Genomic DNA, 20,846 nt, shown 5'->3' on the forward strand with positions numbered 1-20,846 from the left:
GGCTTATGATCCGACCTCCACCTGGCGTGGATCGAACGCGATGTGGCCGGAGATGTCCTTGCCGAGGCGTTCGAACGCGGTCGGGTACGGGTTCGGGTAGCCCCAGGCGGCGTCGGCGTATGTCTCGCCGTCGACGATCGCCGAGTGGTACTGCGCCTCGCCCTTCCAAGGGCACGTGTACGGCGTGGGACTGTCGACGAGCACGCCATCCTTCACAGAGGTCAGTGGGAAGTACCAGTTGCCCTCGATCGAGATGAGATCGCTCTGGTCGGCTTCGGCGATGACGGTTCCTGCGAGTACAGCCTTCATGGTCATGTCTCCTCAGATTCGGTTTCGAGCGTATGGGAAGGGTCGGACATATGGGGGCATATTCTTCGGCTGTTCGGAGCCGAGCACGAGATGGATGGGACCGCAGCGGTCTCAGGCGGAGTCCCGCCCGTACTGCTCGAGCAGCCGCAGCCAGACCTCGCTGACGGTCGGGTACGCGGGTACGGCGTGCCACATCCGCGAGAGCGGCACTTCACCCACGATCGCGACGGTGGCCGTCTGGAGCAGATCCGCGACGTCCGGGCCCACGAAGGTGACGCCGAGGATGACGTCGCGTTCGGTGTCGACGACCATGCGGGCCTGTCCGCTGTACCCGTCTTCACGGAGGCTGGAGCCGGCGACGGCCCCGAGGTCCTGATCGATCACGCGGATCTGGAATCCGGCATCCTCGGCAGCCTTCGCCGTCAGCCCGACCGATGCGACCTCCGGTTCGCCGAACACGACCTGCGGCACAGCGGCGTGGTCGGCGGTCGCGACGTGGCTACCCCATGCGGCGTCGTCGACGTCGCCACCGTTCGCGCGCGCCGCGATCGCATCGCCTGCCGCCCTGGCCTGGTACTTGCCCTGGTGGGTCAGCAGCACCCGTCCGTTCACGTCGCCCACGGCGTACAGCCAGTCGCTGCCTGTCACGCGGAGCGTGTCGTCGGTGGTGATGTACCTGCCCGGCTCGAGGTCGACGGTCTCGAGGCCGATGTCGCTGCTGCGCGGAGTGCGTCCGGTCGCGGCGAGAACTTCGGATGCTGTGACCTCCGTGCCGTCGTCGAGCGTCACGGTGACCCCTGCAGCGCCGCGCGCGACGCGCGTCGTTCCGGTGTTCGTGCGGACGTCGACGCCGAGCTCGCGCAGTCCCTTCTCGACGAGCTCACCTGCGAACGGCTCCATCTTCTCGAGCAGTCCGCTGCGTGCGATCAGTGTGACCTCCGCGCCGAGGCCGGCGTAGGCGGTGGCCATCTCGACGGCGACCACTCCGCCGCCGATGATGGCGAGGGATGCCGGGATCTCCTGCGCACTCGTCGCCTCACGGCTCGTCCAGGGTTTCGCTTCGGCGAGTCCAGGGATGGGCGCGATCGCGGCATCCGTTCCTGTGCTGATCGCGACCGCGTGCCGGGCGCTGAGCACCCGCGTGGTGCCGTCTTCCGCCGTCACGGTGACTTCACGCGGACCGGTGATGCGGCCGTGGCCGCGGGCGAGATCGATGCCGGCAGAGTCGAGCCACTTCACCTGACCGTCGTCGGACCAGTCGCTCGTGAACGAGTTGCGGCGGGCGAGCACGGCGCGCACGTCGAGCGTTCCGGTCACCGCCTCGGCTGCGCCGGCCACGTGCTGCGCCGCGCGCAGCGCCTGAGCGGATCGCAGCAATGCCTTGGAGGGCATGCACGCCCAGTACGAGCATTCGCCACCGACGAGCTCACTCTCCACGATGATGGCGGTGAGCCCGCCCTGGACGGCTCGATCGGCGACGTTCTCACCGACGGGCCCGCCGCCGAGGACGATCAGGTCGTATGAATCCGTTGACATGTCGTCGCCTCTCGTCGGAACCGGTACCGCACCAGTCTTGTCGAGATGCAACGCGATGTCACCGGTCTTGTTCCCCGGCGCGGTCGCATAACTCCGGAGAAACGGGCCGAATCGGCCTCGAGGTGGACCGAATCACGCCAGAGTGCCGAGAAGCTCCGGAGTTATGCAGTCGTGGTGTACCGGCATCCGCCGGATCACGCCGTCGTCACGGGATCAGGACGACCTTCCCGCGCTGACGTCGCTGCTCTATCGCCGCGTGCGCGTCGCCGGCGCGCTCGAGCGGATACTCATCGACCGGCGGATTCACCCGGCCGTCGGCGACCGCGGCGAGTGCCCGCGCCTCAAGCTCGCGCAGCTCCGAGATCGGCCGTCCCAGGGGAACCGTGACGGTCAGCGACCGGTCGACGATGTCGTCGGTATCGATCCGCACGGCCTCACCGCTTGACCATCCGATGATCACCACGCGCCCGCCGCGCCCCAGTGCCTCGAACGCGGCCCGCCCGGTCGCACCGCCCACGCCGTCGATCAGCAGCGACGGCTCGCGCTCCTCGAGCAGTGCGGTCATCTGAGACGGCCAGGACTCATCCGTGGCATCCAGCGCGAAGAATCTCTCGACATCCGACGCCAGCCCCTCCACGACTGCGCGCTTCGCCTCACCTCCGTACAGGGCGACGACGGTTGCGCCGACCGCGAGGGAGAGGTGGACCAGCTGGCTGCCGAGCCCTCCGGATGCTCCGGGCAGGATGACGACGTCCGTCGCCTTCATCCGTGCCTCATCCAGCACGTACTGCGCCGTGCGTCCCGTGCCGATCGCCGCGACGGCCTGAGGGAAGGACACGCCGTCCGGCACAGAGTGCAGCGCGGTGGCCGGGGCCAGGGCGTACTCGGCGTATCCACCGTTCAGGAATCCGACGTGCGCGACGACCCGACTGCCGATCAACGATCCGTCGACGTCCGGACCCACCGCATCCACCATGCCTGCCACTTCGCGACCCGGCGTCATCGGCAGTGCGGGTCGCGGCATGGACGGCGGCCCGTCGGCCTGCCTGATGTTCGTGTCCACGGCATGCACTCCTGCCGCCGCAACCCGGACGCGCACCTGCCCTTCCCCCGGCTCCGGAAGGTCAGCCTCGCCGATCACGAGAACCTCCGGTCCGCCGAACTCCCGCTGCACGATCGCCCTCATGCCGTCGCTCCCTTTTCCATGTCGTCATCTGATGCGGCCTCGACGTCTGCTGCGACTCTGACGGTCGCGACACCGTCCGCGGGCCCGACCCGCTTCGCCAGGACCACCGCCACGGCCGCGATCGCCCCCGCCAGTGCGAACACAGCGGTGAACGGATCCGTGATCGTCGCGAGCGCGGCGAAGAGCGTGCCGGTGATCGCCAGCACCATCGCGCTGCCGAACGAGTCGGCGACCGTCATGGCCGCACTGTTGAAGCCCTGATTCGCTGGCGTCGACAGCGACAGCGTCAGCACGCTGCTACGGGGACTCATGAGTCCCATGCCCGAGCCTGCGACGACCCATGCGACGGCGATGACCAGCGCATCCCACCGGAAGGCCGAGGTCGCCAGCACGATGGCGATGCCCACCAGCACCAGTGCGGTTCCGATCCGCAGGGCGATCACGTTCGGCAGTCGGGCGCCCATCCGCCCTTGCACGGTCGATGCCGTCGACCAGGCGAGGGCGCCGCCCGTCAGTGCGAGCCCGGCGAGAGTGGGCGTGAGCAGGTACCTGTCGGTCAGCAGATACGGCACGTACACCTGCGTGCCGAAGAAGGCACCGGCCACGAGTCCGCGCACGAGGATCACCGATGGGAGCCCTCGACGCGCGATGAACGTCCCCCGAGGCACCAGCGGCCGCACGGCGATCAGCGCGATCACGACTGCGGCCACCGCCAGCACCGGACCGACACCGGGAACGTCGCCGACGAGGTTGAGCGCGAGCACCGCGAACGCCGCGAGTACCGACCAGCCGAGCCGTCCGAGCGCCCACGGCGCCGTCGCATCACCGCCGCCGGACAGGCCGCGAAGCGCCGGAACCACCATCAGCAGCGCGGCCAGGGCGAGCACGACGACGCCGAGGAAGACCCAGTGCCAGCTCCACAGGTCGGTGACGACAGCGGCGATCGTCGGCCCGATCAGCGACGGCACGACCCACGCCGCGGAGAACGCGGCGAAGATCGCCGGATGCTTGTCCTGTGCGTACACCCTGGCGACCACGACGTAGAGCGCGACCATCATCGCCCCACTGCCCAGCCCCTGCACGAAGCGGCCGGCCACGAGGATCTCCATGGTCGGCGCGAGTCCGGCGATGAGCAGGCCGGCGACGAACGCGGCCACAGACGTGTACAGCGCGGCAGTCGGTCCCCGGCGATCGGACCAGTTTCCTGCGACGACCATGCCGATGACTCCCGTGGCCAGCGGTCCGGCGAACGCGAGTGCGTACAGCCGCTCTCCGCCGAGCTCGTCGCTCACGACCGGCATCACCGTCGTGACGGCCAGCGATTCGAACGCTCCGAGGAACACGAGAGCGCATGCCCCGATCGTGATCCAGAGGTACGTGCCGCTCATGATGCCCGGTGCGGGCGGCTCGGCGGCCCGCACTTCTCCTGTGTCCGTCGTCATTCCCCCGACGTTAGAACCTCAACCATGGTTGAGGTCAAGCGGGGCACACTTGTCAGTCCGAAATACAGATGTCAGTCGATCCGGGCCGATTCCGACATGCATGTGTGATCCGGGCTGACAGGTGCACCGGCGACGGGCCGACGAGGGCGCGTGACGGACGAGTCAGACCGTACTCAGAGCGCCTAGCGCGCGAGCAGCAGACTCGTCGGCACCGGCGCGGAGGTGCGGTGCCGGATGCCGCGGGGAGCACCCGTGCGATCGTCGAGGTCGAGCACGCTGATCTCATTCGAGCGCTGCCCGGCGACGAGAAGCGAGCCGTCGTGGACGAGATGGTGGCGGGGCCAGTCCACCCCTGATTCAGCGAGCGCGAGCGGTTCGATCGTCTCGCCGGCGCCGCGCACGCGAAGGGCGGCGATCGTGTTGCTGCCCCGCAGCGCGGTGTACAGGGTCTCGCCGTCTCGGGAGAGGGCGAGCTCGGCGGGGAAGTCGGTGCCGATCTCGGCCGCCGGAGTCACCGTGGTCGCTGCGGCGAGCGCCCAGCGGCCGTCCGGCTGCACGGCGAGCGTGAAGATCTCGCAGGAGTACTCGGTCACGATGTGCAGATGCCCGCTCGGGTGGACGACCATGTGCCGAGGGCCGGTGCCCAGCGGCAGCATGATCTCGTGATCCAGCGTCAGCCTGCCCTGCGCCGGGCGCCAGATGCGCACGAGGTCGAACCCGAGGTCGGTGGTCGCGATGCGTCCGTCCGGCAGGAATGCCGCGGCGTGCGCATGGGATGAGCGAGCGGGCTGCTCATCCTCTTCGACCGCCGCTTCGGGCTCCGGTGCCGCAGGAGTGTTGAACCCGAGCACGTCGTCGAACAGCAGCAGCCCCGAGCGCGGCGGCTCCACGACAGCAGCAGGGGGCTCCTCGAACGTCATGGAACCGCTGCGCAGCATGGCCGCGGCGATCTCCTGCGCCGAGGGCTGCGAAGGATCGTCTCCTGCGGCATGCTGCGCAGCATCCGGATCATAAGGATCGAGCGCATACGCCGCGATCGTCGGCTTCAGGAGCGACCCATCAGCAGACACGTCGATGCGCACGACCCGGCCGTCGCCGTAGCAACTGGCGATCAGGTACGCGCCGCTGGGCGCGACCGCGAGGTGGCAGACGGAATCGCCCGCCGCGACCGGGCGGCCCATCGGCGCAAGTCCAGACTGGCCGGTGCGGGTGAACGCCTGCACGGTGCCGTCGCCTTCGAGCGCCGCGTAGACGACGTCGAGAGACGGATGCCGCGTGAGCCACGAAGGAGACGCGGTCCGGGTCACGACGCCGCGGTAGGCGAGCGTGGCCGGCTCGCGCCCCTCATCACCTTCGAGCAGGCCGATGCCGGTGGCATCCCCACCCATGTCGGCGCCGTAGCCACCGACCCAGAACTGCGTCACGACTCAGTCGAGCAGGTCGTGACGCACGATCACCTGATCGCGCTCCGGGCCGACGCCGATCACCGAGATGCGGGTCCTGCTCATCTTCTCGAGTGCGAGCACGTACTCCTGCGCGGTCTGCGGCAGGTCCTCGAAGGTGCGCGCGGTGGAGATGTCCTCGCTCCAGCCGGGGAAGTCCTCGTAGATGGGCTTCGCGTGGTGGAAATCGGTCTGGTTCACCGGCACGTCGTCGAACCGCTCGCCATCGACGTCGTACGCGACGCAGACCGGGATCTGCTCGAGTCCGGTGAGGATGTCGAGCTTGGTCAGCACGAGGTCGGTGATGCCGTTGATGCGCGTCGCGTAACGCGTGATCGGCGCGTCGTACCAGCCGACCCGGCGCGGCCGGCCGGTGGTGGTGCCGAACTCGAAGCCGGCGGAACGCAGCCAGTCGCCCTTCTCGTCGAAGAGCTCGGTCGGGAACGGACCCGAGCCGACGCGCGTCGTGTACGCCTTGACGATTCCGACGATGCGGTCGAGGCGCCCCGGTCCGACTCCGGAACCGGATGCCGCGCCTGCAGCCGTCGCGGTCGAAGAGGTGACGAAGGGGTACGTGCCGTGGTCGATGTCGAGCATCGTCGCCTGACCGCCCTCGAACACCACGACGTCACCGCGCTCGAGCGCCTCGTCGATCAGATGCCCGGTGTCGGCGACCATCGGACGCAACCGCTCCGCGTAGGAGAGCAGCTCCTCGACGATCTCGTCGACCGTCACCGCACGGCGGTTGAAGACCTTCACCAGCAGGTGGTTCTTCTGATCGAGCGCGCCCTCGACCTTCTGACGCAGGATGTTCTCGTCGAAGAGGTCCTGCACGCGGATGCCGATGCGGTTGATCTTGTCGGCGTAGGCGGGACCGATGCCGCGGCCGGTGGTGCCGATGTTGCGCTTGCCGAGGAAGCGCTCCGTCACCTTGTCGAGGGTGCGGTGGAACTGCGTGATGAGGTGCGCGTTCGCACTGACCCGCAGCTTCGAGACGTCGATGCCCCGCGCCGAGAGCGCGGTGAGCTCATCGAAGAGCACTTCGGGATCGATGACGACGCCGTTGCCGATCACCGGGGTGACGCCGGGCGAGAGGATGCCGGAGGGCAGAAGGTGCAGGGCGTACTTCTCGTTGCCGACCACGACGGTGTGCCCGGCGTTGTTGCCGCCGTTGAACTTCACCACCCAGTCGGTGCGGTCGCCGAGCAGGTCGGTCGCCTTGCCCTTGCCTTCGTCGCCCCACTGGACGCCGATGATCACGATTCCTGGCATGGGTAACCCCCTGGGTAATGCTTCTCGCCGGGTTTGCACCGGCCGATGAGCTGGCCCGATCGGGCCGTTCCATCTTAGCGAAGCCCTCTGAGACGCCCGCGTGGGCGGACCGACGGCGTCGAGCCTGGCGGGAAAAGCGCGGGATCTGGCTCTCGGGCCGGTCGACGATGTCGGCGGCCACTGGGAGGATCGGATCATGCCCGATGCGCCCATCCGCCCCACGCCGCGCGCGACGAACACCGCCGGGCCCGATGGCGCCACGCCCGCTGATGCCGCACCGCGCTCCCGCGGATCGCTCACCCTCATCGCCGCTCTCGTCACCGTCGTGCTGTGGGCGTCCGCGTTCATCGGCATCCGCGGCGCCGGTCCGCACTTCGACCCCGGCTCGCTGGCACTGCTGCGCATGGCGGTGGGCAGCGCCGCGTTGGCGATCATCGCGCTGCGGCACGGCATCCGGCTACCGGAGCGCCGCTACTGGCCTCTGGTGATCGTATGGGGGATCGGCTGGTTCTGCGTCTACAACCTGGCCCTGAACAGCGCCGAGCTGACGCTCGACGCCGGCACCGCCGCGATGGTCGTGAACCTCGCGCCCCTGATGGTCGTCGTCTTCAGCGGACTGTTCCTCCGCGAGGGCTTCCCCCGACCACTGCTGATCGGGGCTCCGATCGCATTCCTCGGCGTGGTGCTGATCGGCATGAACTCCTCTACGAGCGCCGGGCTCGACATCACCGGTCTTCTGCTCGCCCTGCTTGCGGCGGTCATGTACGCGGGCTGCACGCTGGTGCAGAAGCACCTGCTCACCTCAGGAGTCGACGCGACGACGCTGACCTGGCTCGGGGCGATCGTCGGCACCGTCGCACTGCTGCCGTGGGCCGGCCGTCTCGTCGCCGACCTGCAGACCGCGCCGCTGGACGCGACGCTGTGGGTCGTGTATCTCGGCATCTTCCCGACGGCGATCGCCTTCACCACCTGGGCGTACGTGCTTCAGCGGAGTACAGCCGGACAGACCTCCGCGACGACCTACGTCGTGCCTGCGATCGCGATCCTCATGTCGTGGATGATCCTCGGCGAGGTGCCGACGCTGATGATGTTCATCGGCGGGGCGCTGTGCCTGCTCGGCGTTCTCGTCACGCGGATGCGGCGGCGCCCCCGGCGGTGAGCGATCCGGCTACGCGTTCGGAAGTCCCGCGCGTGCTCGCGCCTTCGACACCTGTTCGCGGCGGGCCTCGATGATCTGGCCGAACTCCGTCGCAGTCGCCGGCCGCTGATCGATCAAGCCGTCGAGCACCTCGACCGGCACCCACATGATCGTCGTCATCCCGGAGGCGAGACACGTCACCAGCTGCGGTTGACGCACCAGCGCTGTCGATGCGATGTACTCCCCGGCTTCTGCGACGCCGACTTCGATGCGTCCGGCCTGTTCAGTGTCGAGCACCATCTGCACGGCGCCGTCGGTGATGAACCCGACCTTCTCGAGGGTGTCGCCCTTGCGCACGATCGTCTCGCCCATCCCGAACCGTTCGAGAGTCGCGGCAGCGTAGACGACGTCGCGCTGCTCGGCGGGGAACTGCAGGGCACTCTCGACCAGCTCGAGAGCCCGCGCGCGGTTCTCCGGTTCTTGCAGCGGGTCGGTCGTGTCGCCGTTGAAACCGAGTGCGCGCCGCCTGGCGCCGTACCAGAGCCACGCCAGGAAAAGACTCTTCGCACGCCCCTCGTCCGCTGCGGTGTCGAGGGGCAACGAGACCGAGTAGGCCGCTCCTCCGTGGTACGCGCCACGCGGATGCGCGTTCTCGGCGAGCATCGGCAGCGAGCTCGCGACATCGGTCAGCAGCGCGATCACCTCGTGTGGCGGATCGTCTGTCGTGAACTCGACGTCGACGGACGCGTTGTAGATGGCGCCGGAGCGGCTCTTGTTGAGTATGACCCCGTCGGCGAGCGCCGCATTCGGCACGATCTGCAGTCCGTTCGAGGTCTGCACGTGCACCGACCGCCAGTTGATGTCGACGACGCGTCCCGATGCACCGCCGCCCTCGATCGCGTCGCCGATCTTGAACGGCGACTCGAACAGCAGCAGCAGGCCGGAGAAGATCCCCCCGGCCGCTTTCTGCAAGGCGAGGCCGAGCACGATCGACCCGAAACCCAGACCGGTCCAGATCGCGCCGACATCCGCACCCCACACGAATTGCAGGAGGAGCGCCACGCCGATGATGACGAGGAAGACGCGCGCGAGTTCGACGAAGATGTTCGGCACACGGCGCTGCCACGTGGCATCCGCGTCCTTGCCCTTTCGACGGAACATCGCCACGTTGAACGCCGAGAGCACGAGCAGGACGACCAGAGTTCCCAGGATCGTCGCGACGATCCGCAGCCAGACGTTGCCCGCATCGGACTGGAGGGCGAAGGCGAGCAGAACAAACAGCGCCGCGAAGGGGAGCACCCAGTTGCGCAGGAAGCGCACCGGCTTCGCCGCAGCGGAACCGCGCCGGCTGAGCTCGTGAAGCACCTCGCTGGTGATGACCAGCAGGAGCGGCAATCCGACCGCCAGTCCGAGGGCCCACCAGCCCCACCCTTCCTCGAAGGGATTGGCGATACCGCTCATCCGATCACCCGCCACACCGCCTGCTCAGTGCCGTCGACCTCGAGCGTGCCGACCTGTTCGAAACCGACCGTCTCCTGCAGTCGGCCGTGCACGGCGTCGCTGACGTACACCCCTGGCTCGGTGGTGACGGTGCGCACACGCTGCGAGAGGTTCACCGCCTCACCCCACAGGTCGTAGGCGAGGCTCGCACGGGAGACCACGCCGCTGGTCACCAGGCCGGAGTCGACGCCGGCACGCAGATCGATCGAGGATCCGTGCTGGGCGTTGAATCGGCCAACAGCCGCGCGCATCTCGCCGGCGAACTGCACCGCACGACGCACGGCGTCCACCCTCGGCGTCATCAGGCCACAGGATGCGAGGTAGCCGCCGCGCAGTGTCCGCACGCTCTCGACGCCGGTCTTCTTCGCCGCCTCGTCGAAGAGGCGCATGAGCTCGTTCAGCGCGGTGATCTCCTCCTGTTCGGAGATGTCCCGCGCGAATGCGTCGAAATCGGTGAGCTCCGCGAAGACCACCGACACGTTCTTGTGTGACTGCGCGATGGCCTCTTCACCGGCGCGATACCGCTCCGCCACCTCTTCGGGCATGAGGGTGCGCATGATGCGGTCGTTCTCGGCCTTCTCCTCGTCGAGGAGCTGCTGCTTGAGCTGCAAGCTCTCGGCCATGTCGTTGAAGGCGTTGCCCAGGTCACCGACCTCGTCGCGTCCGCGCACCGGAGCCCGTACGCCGTAGTCGCCTGCGGCGACCTCACGCACGGCGACCGCGAGTCTGCGGATCGGGCGGGAGAAGGTCTGCGCGAGCAGAAGAGCGGCGAGGCTCACGAGCAGCAGCAGCGCGAGAGCCGAAAGGATCAGATTGCGAGTGAAATCGTTCACGCGCGCGTATGCCTCGCTCGTGTCCGCCCGGGCGACGATCACCCAGTCCAGATCGCCGATGTGCAGCGGCTGATACGCCGAGACGCTCTCGCCGCCCAGGTAGTCGCGATTGACACTCACGCCCGACTCGCCGCGTTGCGCCGCCTCGACGGCCGAGGACACGATCGGCTGCTGCAGGATGCTGCCGCCGTGCTGCTGCATCTGATCGACCGCGTTCTGCGCTGTTCCGCCCGCACGAGAGCGCCGTGCGAACTCCTCCGGGTCCTCCACCAGCAACCGGGAATTGCTGCGCATCAGATCGTCGGCACCGACCAGGTACACCTCTCCCGTGCTGCCGAAGCCCTGCTCCTGCCAGCTTTCCCCGCCGGTGGTGAGTTCGTTGATGGTCGCCATCGGAACCTGCACGATGAGCGCACCGTAGATGCCGTCGGCGTCGGCGATCGAGGAGACGACCCACATGTTCGGCTTGTTCTCTCCCGGCTGCCAGCGTTCGAAGTCGGTCGTGACGACCGCGGTGGGGGATCCGGAGGAGATCACGCGTCGGAAGGCGTCGGCCAGCAGGCTGTTGGCGTACGTCCCCTCGGTGAGGCTGATGCCGAGGTCTTCGCCCTTGTACGCGGAGTACACGATGTCGCCGTGCTCATTGGCCACGAGCATGTCCTCGTAGCCGAGGTCTTCGATCGCGCTCTTGTAGATGCCCTGGTACCGCGCGTTCAACGCCGAGAACGTGCTGCCGTCTCCTGGGTCGATAATCGCGAGACGGTCCGCCGACTCCGGCGTGGACGCGGTGTACACGGACTGCAGGTACTTGCCTGGCGTCGACTGCGGAATCAGTCCCACGCCGTCGTAGTCGTTGCCCGAGCGCTCTTCGAGCGCAGGGATGAACACATCGTCGTAGAAGGTCTCGAGCGCCTGTTCGCGCTCCGGATCCAGTGGCTGCTCCTCGAGTTCGTGCCAGGCTCCATCGAACGCCCGCGTGGATTCGACGACAGACTCGCGCTGCGACATCGCGACGACGTACTGCTGGAGAGAGGTGAGAGACTGCTCGATCTCGTGCGCGCGCATCTCGCGGATCGAGGTCATGTGCGCCTGCGTCGCCTGTAACAGCGACTGCCGGCCGTTGACCACGCCGATGATGCCGACAACGAGCGCCGTGATGAGCGCGGTGACGAGCATCATGAGGAGCAGCTTCGATTGAATGCTGATGCCGAATCGTCGCGGCGAGCGCAACCTCTCCGCCCTGGTCTGCTCCACCGTCTCATGGATCTCTGACACGCCGTTCCCCCTCGCGAACTCGTGGCGTCGCAACTACACAGGGACATTCCTATCGCATCAGGATGGCTCTTATCGAGCATCCAATATATTGCGGCTGTGAATCGTCTCCGACAGACTGAGGAAATGCGTCACGATGACTCTTCCCCCAGAAACCCCGCACGTCATCGCAGGCGCCGGGGAGCCCTCGCGACCGTGGTGGCGACCGCCGCACTGAGTCTTGCCATCGCCCCAGCAGCCTCGGCCGCGACGACGACCGCGTGGGCATCGTGGGATCCGCTCGCCGGAACGGGCGGGAACTACACGTCGTCGATGACGCTCGCCGGACAACCGACCCTGACCGCCACGATAACCAGCGACTCGCTCGGCGGTGGAGGAATCGGCGTCATCTCCGGCGCTTCGACGTGGCTCTCCGACAGCACGCCGATCGGCGCGGAGTACGGGTCCAGCCGCAACCAGCCCTATCTGAACCTCCGCCCGCAGGCGAACAGCGCAGCCTCCCCCTCCACCACGACGTACACGTTCGACACTCCTGCTCCGGCTTCCGGCTGGGCCTTCGCGCTCGGTGACATCGACGCCGACTCGCTGCGCATCTCGGGCACCACTGCGACGGGCGCAGCGCTCACCGCCGCGGATCTCGGCTTCCGGGACGCATTCAACTACTGCGACCCCGGCGTCGGCGTCGGTATGTCGTGCGCCGGATACGTCGGCGACGTGCCCACGTGGGACCCGGCGACGCTCACGCTCATGGGAAACCCGACGGCAGCGGACACGGCCGGCGCGGCGGCATGGTTCGAGCCGACTGTGTCGATCAGCACGCTCACCTTCGAGTACTCCCAGCGCTCCGGCTTCCCGATCTACCAGACCTGGTTCGCGTCGATGGCGCGAGACATCACCGGCACGGTCAGCGACGTGGAAGATGGACCGCTCGACGGCGTCGCACTCTCGCTCACCGATGCGAACGGTGCAGTCGTTGCCACCACGACCACGTCCGGTGGCGGTCTCTACTCCTTCCCCGGATTCTTCGCGACCGACGGGTACCAGGTCACGGCCACCCCGCCGCCCGGCAAGGTCGGAGTGGTCGCGACCGGAACCGCTGACCTGCGCACGGCAGACGCCGTGGTCGACCTCACGGTGCGCGACATCGCCTCGCTGGACGGCACCGTGACTGCGGCCGGCTCCGGGATCGGTGGCGTCACGGTCACCGCGACCGGCCCGGGCGGCACCCTCACGACCACGACCGCGGCCGACGGCACGTACTCGTTCCCCCTGATCGGAGACGGCACGTACGACGTCGCGATCACCGTGCCAGCGGGCACGGTGGCGGTCACACCGGCGACGAGGAACGAGACCGTGGCGGGAACGGACCTCACTGGCATCGACTTCGAGCTCGCCAGGCTCGGGTCGATCTCCGGGACGATCACGGACTCCGACGGCGATCCGCTCGACGGCGTGACTGTTTCGCTCGACGGCCCCGCCGGCACGACCACCGCCACGAGCGGCGCGGACGGGACGTACTCGATTGGCGACCTCCCGCCCGGCACGTACGACATCTCGGTCATCGCCCCCGACGGGTACACGGTCGACGGGCCCGCGGTTGTGACTGCGACGATCACAGCATCCGGTGACGTCATCGTGGATCGCGACTTCGCGCTGATCGCCGACCCGGTCGCGCCTGTGGACCCGATCGATCCGCCCGCCCCCACGGTTCCACCCCCCGGGCAGGCCCCGGGCAGCAGTGGATCCGGCCCGCTCGCCGTGACCGGTGCCGACAGCAGCCCGTTCATCGTGGCAGGCGCCATCGCCCTTCTCGGCGGCGGCCTGCTACTGGCGATCGGTCGTCGCCGACTGCAGCGCTGACGCCGTCAGCCGTGGGATGCCGGCCTGCCTCCCTCCGGGGGCGGGCCGGCATCTGATCATGCGGGAGAGCCGATTCCATGCTGAACACGGAACCAGTGCTCTGCCGCGTCAGCATCGCGCTCCTGCATCGCCGCACGCATCCGCCGATAGCAGTCGCTGCGGAACTCGGGCGGCTGGAGCGGCGGGGCGGTGTGCCGAAGATTTCGCTGGACCATGAGGCTCGCCTCGTGCATCACACGGCTGAGGACGGCATTGCCGGATTCCTTGGTCAGGAACCCGACGAACATCCGCGAGGCGAGCATGAGCGCGCTGCTGTCGTCCAGATCCGATGCGTCGATCATGCGATCGAGCAGTTCGATCGCCGACTCCAGCGCTGAATCATCCATGCGCATGACCGCCAGGTGCAGGACGATCCCCGCCTGAAGCCCGGTGTACTCGAGGGTCTTGGCGACGATCTCGTCGGAGATCAGGGTCACTCGTGTGTACCGGTTCGGCGACACTTCGACGAGGCCTATCCACGACAGGCGCTGCAGCGCCTCACGAACAGGAGTACGCGAGACGCCGAGCGTCTCTGCGAGCTCTTTGTCGCTCAAGCGCTCGCCGGGCTCCAACCGGCCCTCGACGCTCGCGTCACCGATCGCCTCGTAGACCGACTCACTCAGCGCCACGGTGTCGGACGCGATCGCGCCGACCCGCCGCCGCAGCAGCTGCTGCGAATCCTGCTCTCGAACCACGTCCCCGACTTTCATCGACCGGTATCGACCGGCCCCCCTGTGAACCGATGATACCCGTGCCTACCGACGCGCACTCGCAGCGATATATCGGATGTGAGTAGTCTGAACACATGCGCACGAGGCCACCCCACCGACGTGCGAAGAGCCGCGGCGGCGCCCGGTTCGCCCTGTCGGCGTTCATCTGCGTGCTCGTGGCAACTGCCACCTCCGTCGCCCCATGGACAGCCGCGCCGGCGCAGGCGATGACGCAGGTGCAACAAGCGACGGGGTATCCCGGGGACCAGGTCACGATCGTCATCCGCAACGACAACACCGGGCCGGCTTTCTCCCCTTGGAACGTGAATGCACCAGCCGGAACGAGCATCGTATCTGCGAGTGGATCCGCCGCATCCGGATCCTCTCAGTTTCCCTGCAGTGGATCCGGGGCATCCGTGGTGTGCGGACCGTCGGGAGCGGGCGGCTGGGCGGCAGGCAACCTCGTCACCGTCGTATTGCAGATCGACGCCGCAGCGGCCGCCGGCGTCACCACCGGCGCGTCTGACATTCCCGGAAGCGAAAGCGGCTCGTACTCGATAACCGTGCTCGCGCCTCCTGCCCCGGAGATCATTGCGCCGAGCGATGGCTCGCGCACGCTCGACACGCAACCGACGATCACAGGTACAAAACGCGCCGGCTACGGCTCGAACGTGCTCATCGATGGCGCCGACTCGTGCGCGATCGCGGCCGATGCGGGGACGACATGGTCGTGCACGCCCTCGACGCCCTTGGCGATCGGGATTCACGCCATCACCGCGACCCAGACCAGCCCCGGCGGTGATGTCTCGCCGTCCTCTGCGGCGGTCTCGGTCGAGGTGCTGGAGCCGGCCGCGCTCGCCGTCACTCACGCCGGAGTGACCACGACCCCGCCCGCGGTCGTCGTGGAGCGCATCGTCAGCGTCGCCAACGGAGGTCCGGGCATTGCGGAAGCAGTCAGCGCATCCGTCGACCTCGGTGGGTTCCCCGCGACCACCTGCACGGTCGCCGGCGTCGACACCGACTGCGCGATTCTTCCGGGAGGCGTCGCGCTCGGAGACCTCGCCTCCTCGGCGACCGTCGAGATCCGAGCAACCGGAAGTGTCCCCACCGGGACGGCGGAAGGCACCGTATTCACGCTCACCGCGTCCGCGGACTCGATCAACGACGCCGCGTCACCGATCTCAGCATCCGACACGCTCACCGTCGTCGCCCCCGCACCGCCGGCCATCTCCCGGCCGGCCGTGGGGAGTTCGACGACTGACCGCACACCCGCGATCGGCGGGACTGCGCTCCGCGACGCCGGAGTGACCGTCAGCGATGCGTCCGGTGCCGTGTGTGAAACGACAGCCGATGCCTCGGGCAACTGGAATTGTTCGCCGAACCGTGCGTTCGGCGTCGGTGATGTCGCCCTCACTGCGGTGCAGAGCATGGGTGGCCTGACGTCCGATCCCAGCACCACGCACCGGTTCACGGTCGCTGCCATTCCCGTCCGACCGCCACCGCCTCCGCCGACGAACACCGAAGAGCCGCCTCAGACATCGTTCCCGCCGGCCGCGCCGAGACCGCTTCCTTCTCCTGAGGAGACAGCACCGCCCACTGCGCCTGAGGAGACAGCACCGCCCACTGCACCGCCCACGACCACCGAACCGGATCGTGCCCCGCTGCCGTTGTCGCTGTCCTTCGCGGCTGACGAGATACAGCCGGGGACCGTGTCGACGCTGCGAGGTACGATCGGCCCGGTCTCCGGAGACGAGCCGATCGAGATCTCGCTCTCGGGACGCGTCAACCAGGGCATGGTCTATCGACTGGTGCGCATTCTGGTCGACGACGCGGACACGGAGTCCTGCGTGACCGAGACCCGTTCGTTCTCTTGCACGGTCGTGCTGCAGCCGGGTGAGCGCGCACAGATCGAAATGCGACTCTTCGCGGATGCCCTCAACGCGCCCGATCGGGCGATCCAGCAGGTGTCGCTGAACACCGGCGACGGCTCCGGCGACAACACCCGCACCGTGACCACCGCCATCGCGTCCGACGACAGCGACACCGATGAATGGAAAGCCGCGTTCACTCTCGACATGTCGACGCTCGAGGGCGCCTTCCTCCCTCTCACCGCCATGCTTCTGCTCGCACTCGCCGCATCCGTGGCCGAACGACGTCGACCTTGACCCCCTATCTGGAGCCGATCCATGTCTGACACCGCACCCAAGAAGCGCCGCAACCCCGCGCCGATCATCCTTGCCGTCGTCGGGGTCGTTCTCGTCGTGTACTACGTGGTCGTGTCATTCTCGGGGGTGCTGGACGCGAACACCGAGGTTCCCATCAGCGGCGACAACGAGACCTCCGACAGCAATTACCTGACGCTGCGGATGTCCACGCAGGACATCGATCTCACGAACCGCGTGGTCGAGGCGAACGTCATCCCCATTCCGCATGGATCGCTCGTCGGCGACAAGTCCGGCGAGATCTCACGCAACCTGCGCATCGAGGTCTCCAGCGGAGGCATCACCACGTCTGTGGTGACCTTCCCCGGCGAGTCGATCGTCGACCCGACATCGCTGACGCTGTCGCTCGAGCGCGGAGACAGCGCCTACCCGTTCGACACCCCCTACGCCGACTTCCAGCTCAGCGTGCAGGACGACGAGACCGGACGCGCGGTCCCGTTCGTCATCGAACTCAACAACTCCGCACGACCCTGGGTGCTCGCCGGACATCGTGGCGCCGACATCGCCGAAGGCGAGCGCACGCTGGTGCCGGTGACCATCGACGGATCGCGCGACCTGCTCAGCATCACCCTGGTCAGTTTCTACGTCCTCGCGATCCTTCTCACGACGCTCATGGCCGTCGTGATCATCGGCAGCGCGATCATCCGGCGCAAGCTCGAGTTCTCGAACGTCATCTGGCTGTCTGCGACGCTGCTGTCGTTTCCGGCGCTGCGCGGCTCGATGCCAGGCGCTCCTCCCATCGGCACCGCGATGGATTTCATCGTGCTCTTCCCCTGCCTCGTACTCATCGCCGGGATGCTGCTGTGGACCGGCATCTACATGCTGTGGCGCGAGAGCACGGTGCTGCGTCGGCGGACCCTCGAAGAGGAGGAGGTCGCCGCAGCGGCGGCTCGTGCGACGGAAGCAGATGATTGAACGTCCGCAGAAGGAGAGACGCCGCCCCGGCGACCTCGCTAAAGTGATCCCGCAGGAGGCAACATGACAACCTGGTGGCCCTACGCCCGTCTGGCATTCGCCGTGCTCGCCGCAGCGGCGATCATCGCGCAGCTGGTCCAGACGATGACCAACGCGCTCACGGCGACCACCGAATGGGGTGGCCACATCCCCACGGTGGCCACGAACTTCATCAGTTTCTTCACCGTCGAGTCCAACATCCTGGCTGCCATCGCGCTCACGATCGGCGCGATCTGGGCCTGGACGTCCGGTAAGAACTCCGACCGTGAGCCGGCGTGGCTGGCCACTCTTCTCGTCTGCGTGAGCACGTACATGATCGTGACCGGCATCGTCTACAACCTCCTGCTCCGCGGATACGCACTGCCGCAGGGTCAGACCGTGCCATGGTCGAACGAGGTCCTGCACGTCGTCATTCCGCTGTTCATGCTCGTCGACGTGCTGTTCGCGCCGAAGCGTCGGGCACTGCCGTGGAAGGCGATGTTCATCGCGGTCGCGTTCCCGATCGTCTGGGCGGTGTACACGCTGATCCGCGCGAACTTCATCATCAGCCCGGCGAACGGAAACGCCTGGTGGTATCCCTACCCGTTCCTCGATCCGCACCGGCAGGGCGGCTATGGCGGGGTCGTCGTCTACATCATCGGCATCGCCGTCGCGATCATCGGCGTGGCCGCGCTCGTCATCTGGGTCGGACGCCGTCGCGGCGCACGTTCCCTTGAGCAGGCCGACCCGATGGTCCAGGCCCGCACGGTCTGAGCGTCCTCTCGCCACGAGGAGTGCTCGGGTGATCGATATGGTGTCGTTGTGGATGGATCCGTGCCGACACCCGTGATGAGCCCCCGGCGTCGCGACAACCGTGTCCACGCCACCGAGACGCCTCTGCCCGCCGCGCAGCCTGTGCAGAGCGCCCGCGCGTCCGTCCCGGCGCATGCTCGAAGGCGACGGATCGCCCCGTGGCTCCTCGTGAGCGCAGCCGCACTGGTGCTCGTCGGCGTGATCATCGCAGGTGCCCTCGCGACCGGTCTGCGCGATGACGCCGCGGTCACGGCATCCGGCAGCGACCCGATCATCGGTCGCGACGCGCTGAGTGCGCACTGCGTGCCGAGAGCGCTCGGCGAGAGCGGCGAACGCGTCGAACGGTGCAGCGAGACGGCTGACGCCGTCGATGCCCCGCCGCACGCACCGGACGCACCCGCCCTCGACGCCGTCGAGGAACAGGATTCCGCCGCCGAGGAGGGCGTTCGGGACGATCCGGCGGCAACGGTCGGCACGACGCCGGATGCAGCCGGCCCGTCGGACGAGTCCGCCGGAGTATCCGATGACGCTCCTCCCGCCTCGCCCCCGGGATCCGCCGCACCCGCACCCGCACCCGCACCCGCGATTCCCGCACCTCCTACCTCGGCACCCGCACCCGCACCGGCCGCACGGCCCCTCGCCTTCACAGGGATCAGCGAGACCCACGCGATCGGCCTCCTGGGCATCCGGATCCTGTCGAGCTACACGCTGTCGCTCTCGGGGCAGCCAGGGGCGACGGCATCCGTCGTGTATGACGGCGCCACCGCCGGTTCCGTGACCTTCGACGCCGGTGGTCGGGCCCGGATCACCCTGGGCGGATCGTTGATCAGCGCAGGCCTCCGTGATCCGGTCATCCGCGTCTCGTACACGGGCGGCACGGTCGGCGCCGACATCCAGGCGACGCGCGACTCGATCTGAGCTCAGACCGGCACGACGTCGCGGTCGACGAAGTCCACGATCGTTCTCGTGAACAGCTCCGGGTCCTGGATGCTCCACACGTGGCGCATCCCCGGTGCGATCCAGGTACGCGTCTGCGGCATCGCCGCCGTGAGCGCCGGGAACGCCGCGGCGACGCTCCTGGACTCCCTCCCCCCGGCGATCGCGAGCATAGGCCCGGCATATCGGGAACGCCCCTCGGGCATCGCGCCCGCGAAGATCTCGCCGTACATGCGCATCGCGGCATCCTTGGCGACGCCCATCCCGTCCGAGACGAACAGCTCACGAGAGTCGTCCGGGATGCGGAACATCGCCGCCTGCATACTCCAGAACCAGCGCCTGTCCCACGAACGCAGCTGCATTTCGGCGAGTCGACGCTCCCACCCGCCGACTCCGGTCATGGCCGCGCCGGTCACCATGCACGAGCGCACGACATCCGGATGCCGCATGGCGAGATGCACGCCGATCACACCGCCCATCGACAGGCCGACGACGTGCGCTCTCCCCTCCGCCGCCCGTTCGCGGATGATGTCGGCGATGTCGTCGGCCGCGCCGGCGAGACCGGGCCATCGCTCACCCGACCGCGCGCCGAAGGCCACGACATCGGGCGTGATCACGTGCCGGCCTGCGAGCCCCTGCACCTGCGGTTCCCACATCCAGTTGCCCACGTTGCCGCCGTGCAGCAGGATGATCGACTCGCCCGCGCGAACGCCGTGCTCGATCGGATACCGGTCCATCAGGGCGTCTCCTCGGTGACGGCGACGCGCACGTCGGAGAGCCAGGCGAGCTCGGCATCCGCCACTCGCAGCCCCGCGTCGAGGGTCGCGTTGCGCAGCACCGCCCCGAGCCCGTTCGTGGGCCGCGGAAGGTCGGCGAGCTGCTCGCGTTCCGCGCGGATCGCGTCGGCCCGTTCGTCGAGCAGAGCGAGCACACCATCGACGCCGAGCGGCTCGGCGAAGAAGAGCCGGGCGAGGAACGGCTCCTTGGGCAGCGGCGCCTCGATCGGCGAACGCAGCCAGGCATGCAGCTCCTCCCGTCCGACGTCGGTCAGCGCGTGCACGCGGCGGTCGGGGCGTCCGGTCTGGACGATCAACTCCGTCTCCACCGCGCCGTCGGCCTCCAGCCGGTCGATGGTCCGGTAGATCTGCGATTGGTCGGCATGCCAGAAGTGCGCGACCGATCCGGCGAATGCCCGGCCCAGGTCGTAACCGCTCTGCGGGGCGATGTCGAGCAGGCCGAGGATGGCGTGTCTCAGGTGCATGGATCTAGTAGACCACGCATATATAGGACTGCACAAGTATGTGATCGGTATGGGGATTTCTGCCCGTGCTTCCGGGATGTCCGAGGCGGATGCTGCGATTACGCTGGTGCACGGGGGAGAGCGGAGCACCGTCTCCCCCGCG

General features: G+C 68.1%; 17 protein-coding genes. 6 read left to right on the plus strand and 11 right to left on the minus strand.

Annotated features, from left to right (window positions below):
- Positions 1–3: 3 nt before the first annotated feature.
- The 6 genes from ACNPNP_RS16155 to ACNPNP_RS16180 all read right to left on the minus strand — a co-directional run bounded on the left by ACNPNP_RS16155 (position 4) and on the right by ACNPNP_RS16180 (position 7,187).
- Positions 4–309: a DUF427 domain-containing protein gene (locus ACNPNP_RS16155; protein WP_448967048.1), complete on the minus strand. Its 306-nt coding sequence runs from the start codon at positions 307–309 to the stop codon at positions 4–6.
- A gap of 111 nt (positions 310–420) precedes the next feature.
- On the minus strand, positions 421–1,845 hold the full coding sequence (locus ACNPNP_RS16160; RefSeq protein WP_448967049.1) for a dihydrolipoyl dehydrogenase family protein: 1,425 nt from the start codon (positions 1,843–1,845) through the stop codon (positions 421–423).
- A gap of 205 nt (positions 1,846–2,050) precedes the next feature.
- Entirely contained in the window at positions 2,051–3,031 is a 981-nt protein-coding gene (locus ACNPNP_RS16165) for an alcohol dehydrogenase catalytic domain-containing protein (RefSeq protein WP_448967050.1), read from the minus strand.
- Positions 3,028–4,473 carry an MFS transporter gene (locus ACNPNP_RS16170; protein WP_448967051.1) on the minus strand — a complete coding sequence of 482 codons (1,446 nt, stop codon included), beginning with the start codon at positions 4,471–4,473 and terminating at the stop codon, positions 3,028–3,030. The genes ACNPNP_RS16165 and ACNPNP_RS16170 overlap by 4 nt, the downstream gene beginning before the upstream one ends.
- Positions 4,474–4,655: 182 nt before the next feature.
- Positions 4,656–5,897 (minus strand): lactonase family protein, encoded by a 1,242-nt coding sequence (locus tag ACNPNP_RS16175; protein ID WP_448967052.1) that lies wholly within the window; start codon positions 5,895–5,897, stop codon positions 4,656–4,658.
- Between the two features lie 3 nt (positions 5,898–5,900).
- The gene (locus ACNPNP_RS16180; RefSeq protein ID WP_448967053.1) at positions 5,901–7,187 is read right to left on the minus strand and encodes an adenylosuccinate synthase; all 1,287 of its coding nucleotides are present in this window, start codon (positions 7,185–7,187) and stop codon (positions 5,901–5,903) included.
- Between the two features lie 196 nt (positions 7,188–7,383).
- On the opposite strand from ACNPNP_RS16180, the gene ACNPNP_RS16185 reads away from it, so the two are divergent.
- Complete coding sequence (locus ACNPNP_RS16185; protein ID WP_448967054.1) at positions 7,384–8,346, plus strand: DMT family transporter; 963 nt, start codon at positions 7,384–7,386, stop codon at positions 8,344–8,346.
- A 9-nt stretch (positions 8,347–8,355) separates the two neighbouring features.
- On the opposite strand, the gene ACNPNP_RS16190 is transcribed toward ACNPNP_RS16185, so the two are convergent.
- Positions 8,356–9,786, minus strand: a complete 1,431-nt coding sequence (locus tag ACNPNP_RS16190; protein ID WP_448967055.1) for a mechanosensitive ion channel domain-containing protein — start codon at positions 9,784–9,786, stop codon at positions 8,356–8,358.
- Positions 9,783–11,933 (minus strand): adenylate/guanylate cyclase domain-containing protein, encoded by a 2,151-nt coding sequence (locus ACNPNP_RS16195; RefSeq protein ID WP_448967056.1) that lies wholly within the window; start codon positions 11,931–11,933, stop codon positions 9,783–9,785. Before ACNPNP_RS16195 ends, ACNPNP_RS16190 begins: the two co-directional genes overlap by 4 nt.
- Before the next feature lie 123 nt (positions 11,934–12,056).
- On the opposite strand from ACNPNP_RS16195, the gene ACNPNP_RS16200 reads away from it, so the two are divergent.
- Entirely contained in the window at positions 12,057–13,790 is a 1,734-nt protein-coding gene (locus tag ACNPNP_RS16200; RefSeq protein WP_448967057.1) for a carboxypeptidase regulatory-like domain-containing protein, read from the plus strand.
- A gap of 56 nt (positions 13,791–13,846) precedes the next feature.
- Here the strand turns inward: ACNPNP_RS16200 and ACNPNP_RS16205 are convergent, their stop codons facing one another.
- Positions 13,847–14,524: a GntR family transcriptional regulator gene (locus ACNPNP_RS16205; RefSeq protein WP_448967058.1), complete on the minus strand. Its 678-nt coding sequence runs from the start codon at positions 14,522–14,524 to the stop codon at positions 13,847–13,849.
- Positions 14,525–14,634: 110 nt separating this feature from the next.
- Here ACNPNP_RS16205 and ACNPNP_RS16210 point away from each other — a divergent pair, with 110 nt between their 5' ends.
- From ACNPNP_RS16210 to ACNPNP_RS16225, 4 genes are all read left to right on the plus strand, one after another.
- A complete protein-coding gene (locus ACNPNP_RS16210) occupies positions 14,635–16,704 on the plus strand; it encodes an Ig-like domain-containing protein (RefSeq protein WP_448967059.1) in 2,070 nt (689 codons plus the stop codon).
- Between the two features lie 21 nt (positions 16,705–16,725).
- Entirely contained in the window at positions 16,726–17,676 is a 951-nt protein-coding gene (locus ACNPNP_RS16215; RefSeq protein WP_448967060.1) for a DUF4436 family protein, read from the plus strand.
- Between the two features lie 63 nt (positions 17,677–17,739).
- Positions 17,740–18,468 carry a Pr6Pr family membrane protein gene (locus ACNPNP_RS16220; protein ID WP_448967061.1) on the plus strand — a complete coding sequence of 243 codons (729 nt, stop codon included), beginning with the start codon at positions 17,740–17,742 and terminating at the stop codon, positions 18,466–18,468.
- A gap of 60 nt (positions 18,469–18,528) precedes the next feature.
- The gene (locus ACNPNP_RS16225; protein WP_448967062.1) at positions 18,529–19,425 is read left to right on the plus strand and encodes a hypothetical protein; all 897 of its coding nucleotides are present in this window, start codon (positions 18,529–18,531) and stop codon (positions 19,423–19,425) included.
- Positions 19,426–19,427: 2 nt separating this feature from the next.
- Here ACNPNP_RS16225 and ACNPNP_RS16230 read toward each other — a convergent pair whose 3' ends face one another.
- Positions 19,428–20,180, minus strand: a complete 753-nt coding sequence (locus tag ACNPNP_RS16230; RefSeq protein ID WP_448967063.1) for an alpha/beta fold hydrolase — start codon at positions 20,178–20,180, stop codon at positions 19,428–19,430.
- Entirely contained in the window at positions 20,180–20,704 is a 525-nt protein-coding gene (locus tag ACNPNP_RS16235; protein ID WP_448967064.1) for a PadR family transcriptional regulator, read from the minus strand. Before ACNPNP_RS16235 ends, ACNPNP_RS16230 begins: the two co-directional genes overlap by 1 nt.
- Positions 20,705–20,846 lie beyond the last annotated feature (142 nt).

The organism is Microbacterium xerophyticum, assembly GCF_053543555.1.

Coding starts and splice junctions, on each gene's coding strand:
- ACNPNP_RS16235 (WP_448967064.1), bottom strand. CDS start 20,704: ATGCACCTGAGACACGCCATCCTCGGCCTGCTCGACATCGCCCCGCAG.
- ACNPNP_RS16220 (WP_448967061.1), top strand. CDS start 17,740: ATGACAACCTGGTGGCCCTACGCCCGTCTGGCATTCGCCGTGCTCGCC.
- ACNPNP_RS16185 (WP_448967054.1), top strand. CDS start 7,384: ATGCCCGATGCGCCCATCCGCCCCACGCCGCGCGCGACGAACACCGCC.
- ACNPNP_RS16210 (WP_448967059.1), top strand. CDS start 14,635: ATGCGCACGAGGCCACCCCACCGACGTGCGAAGAGCCGCGGCGGCGCC.
- ACNPNP_RS16200 (WP_448967057.1), top strand. CDS start 12,057: ATGCGTCACGATGACTCTTCCCCCAGAAACCCCGCACGTCATCGCAGG.
- ACNPNP_RS16230 (WP_448967063.1), bottom strand. CDS start 20,180: ATGGACCGGTATCCGATCGAGCACGGCGTTCGCGCGGGCGAGTCGATC.
- ACNPNP_RS16180 (WP_448967053.1), bottom strand. CDS start 7,187: ATGCCAGGAATCGTGATCATCGGCGTCCAGTGGGGCGACGAAGGCAAG.
- ACNPNP_RS16215 (WP_448967060.1), top strand. CDS start 16,726: ATGTCTGACACCGCACCCAAGAAGCGCCGCAACCCCGCGCCGATCATC.
- ACNPNP_RS16170 (WP_448967051.1), bottom strand. CDS start 4,473: ATGACGACGGACACAGGAGAAGTGCGGGCCGCCGAGCCGCCCGCACCG.
- ACNPNP_RS16190 (WP_448967055.1), bottom strand. CDS start 9,786: ATGAGCGGTATCGCCAATCCCTTCGAGGAAGGGTGGGGCTGGTGGGCC.
- ACNPNP_RS16155 (WP_448967048.1), bottom strand. CDS start 309: ATGAAGGCTGTACTCGCAGGAACCGTCATCGCCGAAGCCGACCAGAGC.
- ACNPNP_RS16160 (WP_448967049.1), bottom strand. CDS start 1,845: ATGTCAACGGATTCATACGACCTGATCGTCCTCGGCGGCGGGCCCGTC.
- ACNPNP_RS16165 (WP_448967050.1), bottom strand. CDS start 3,031: ATGAGGGCGATCGTGCAGCGGGAGTTCGGCGGACCGGAGGTTCTCGTG.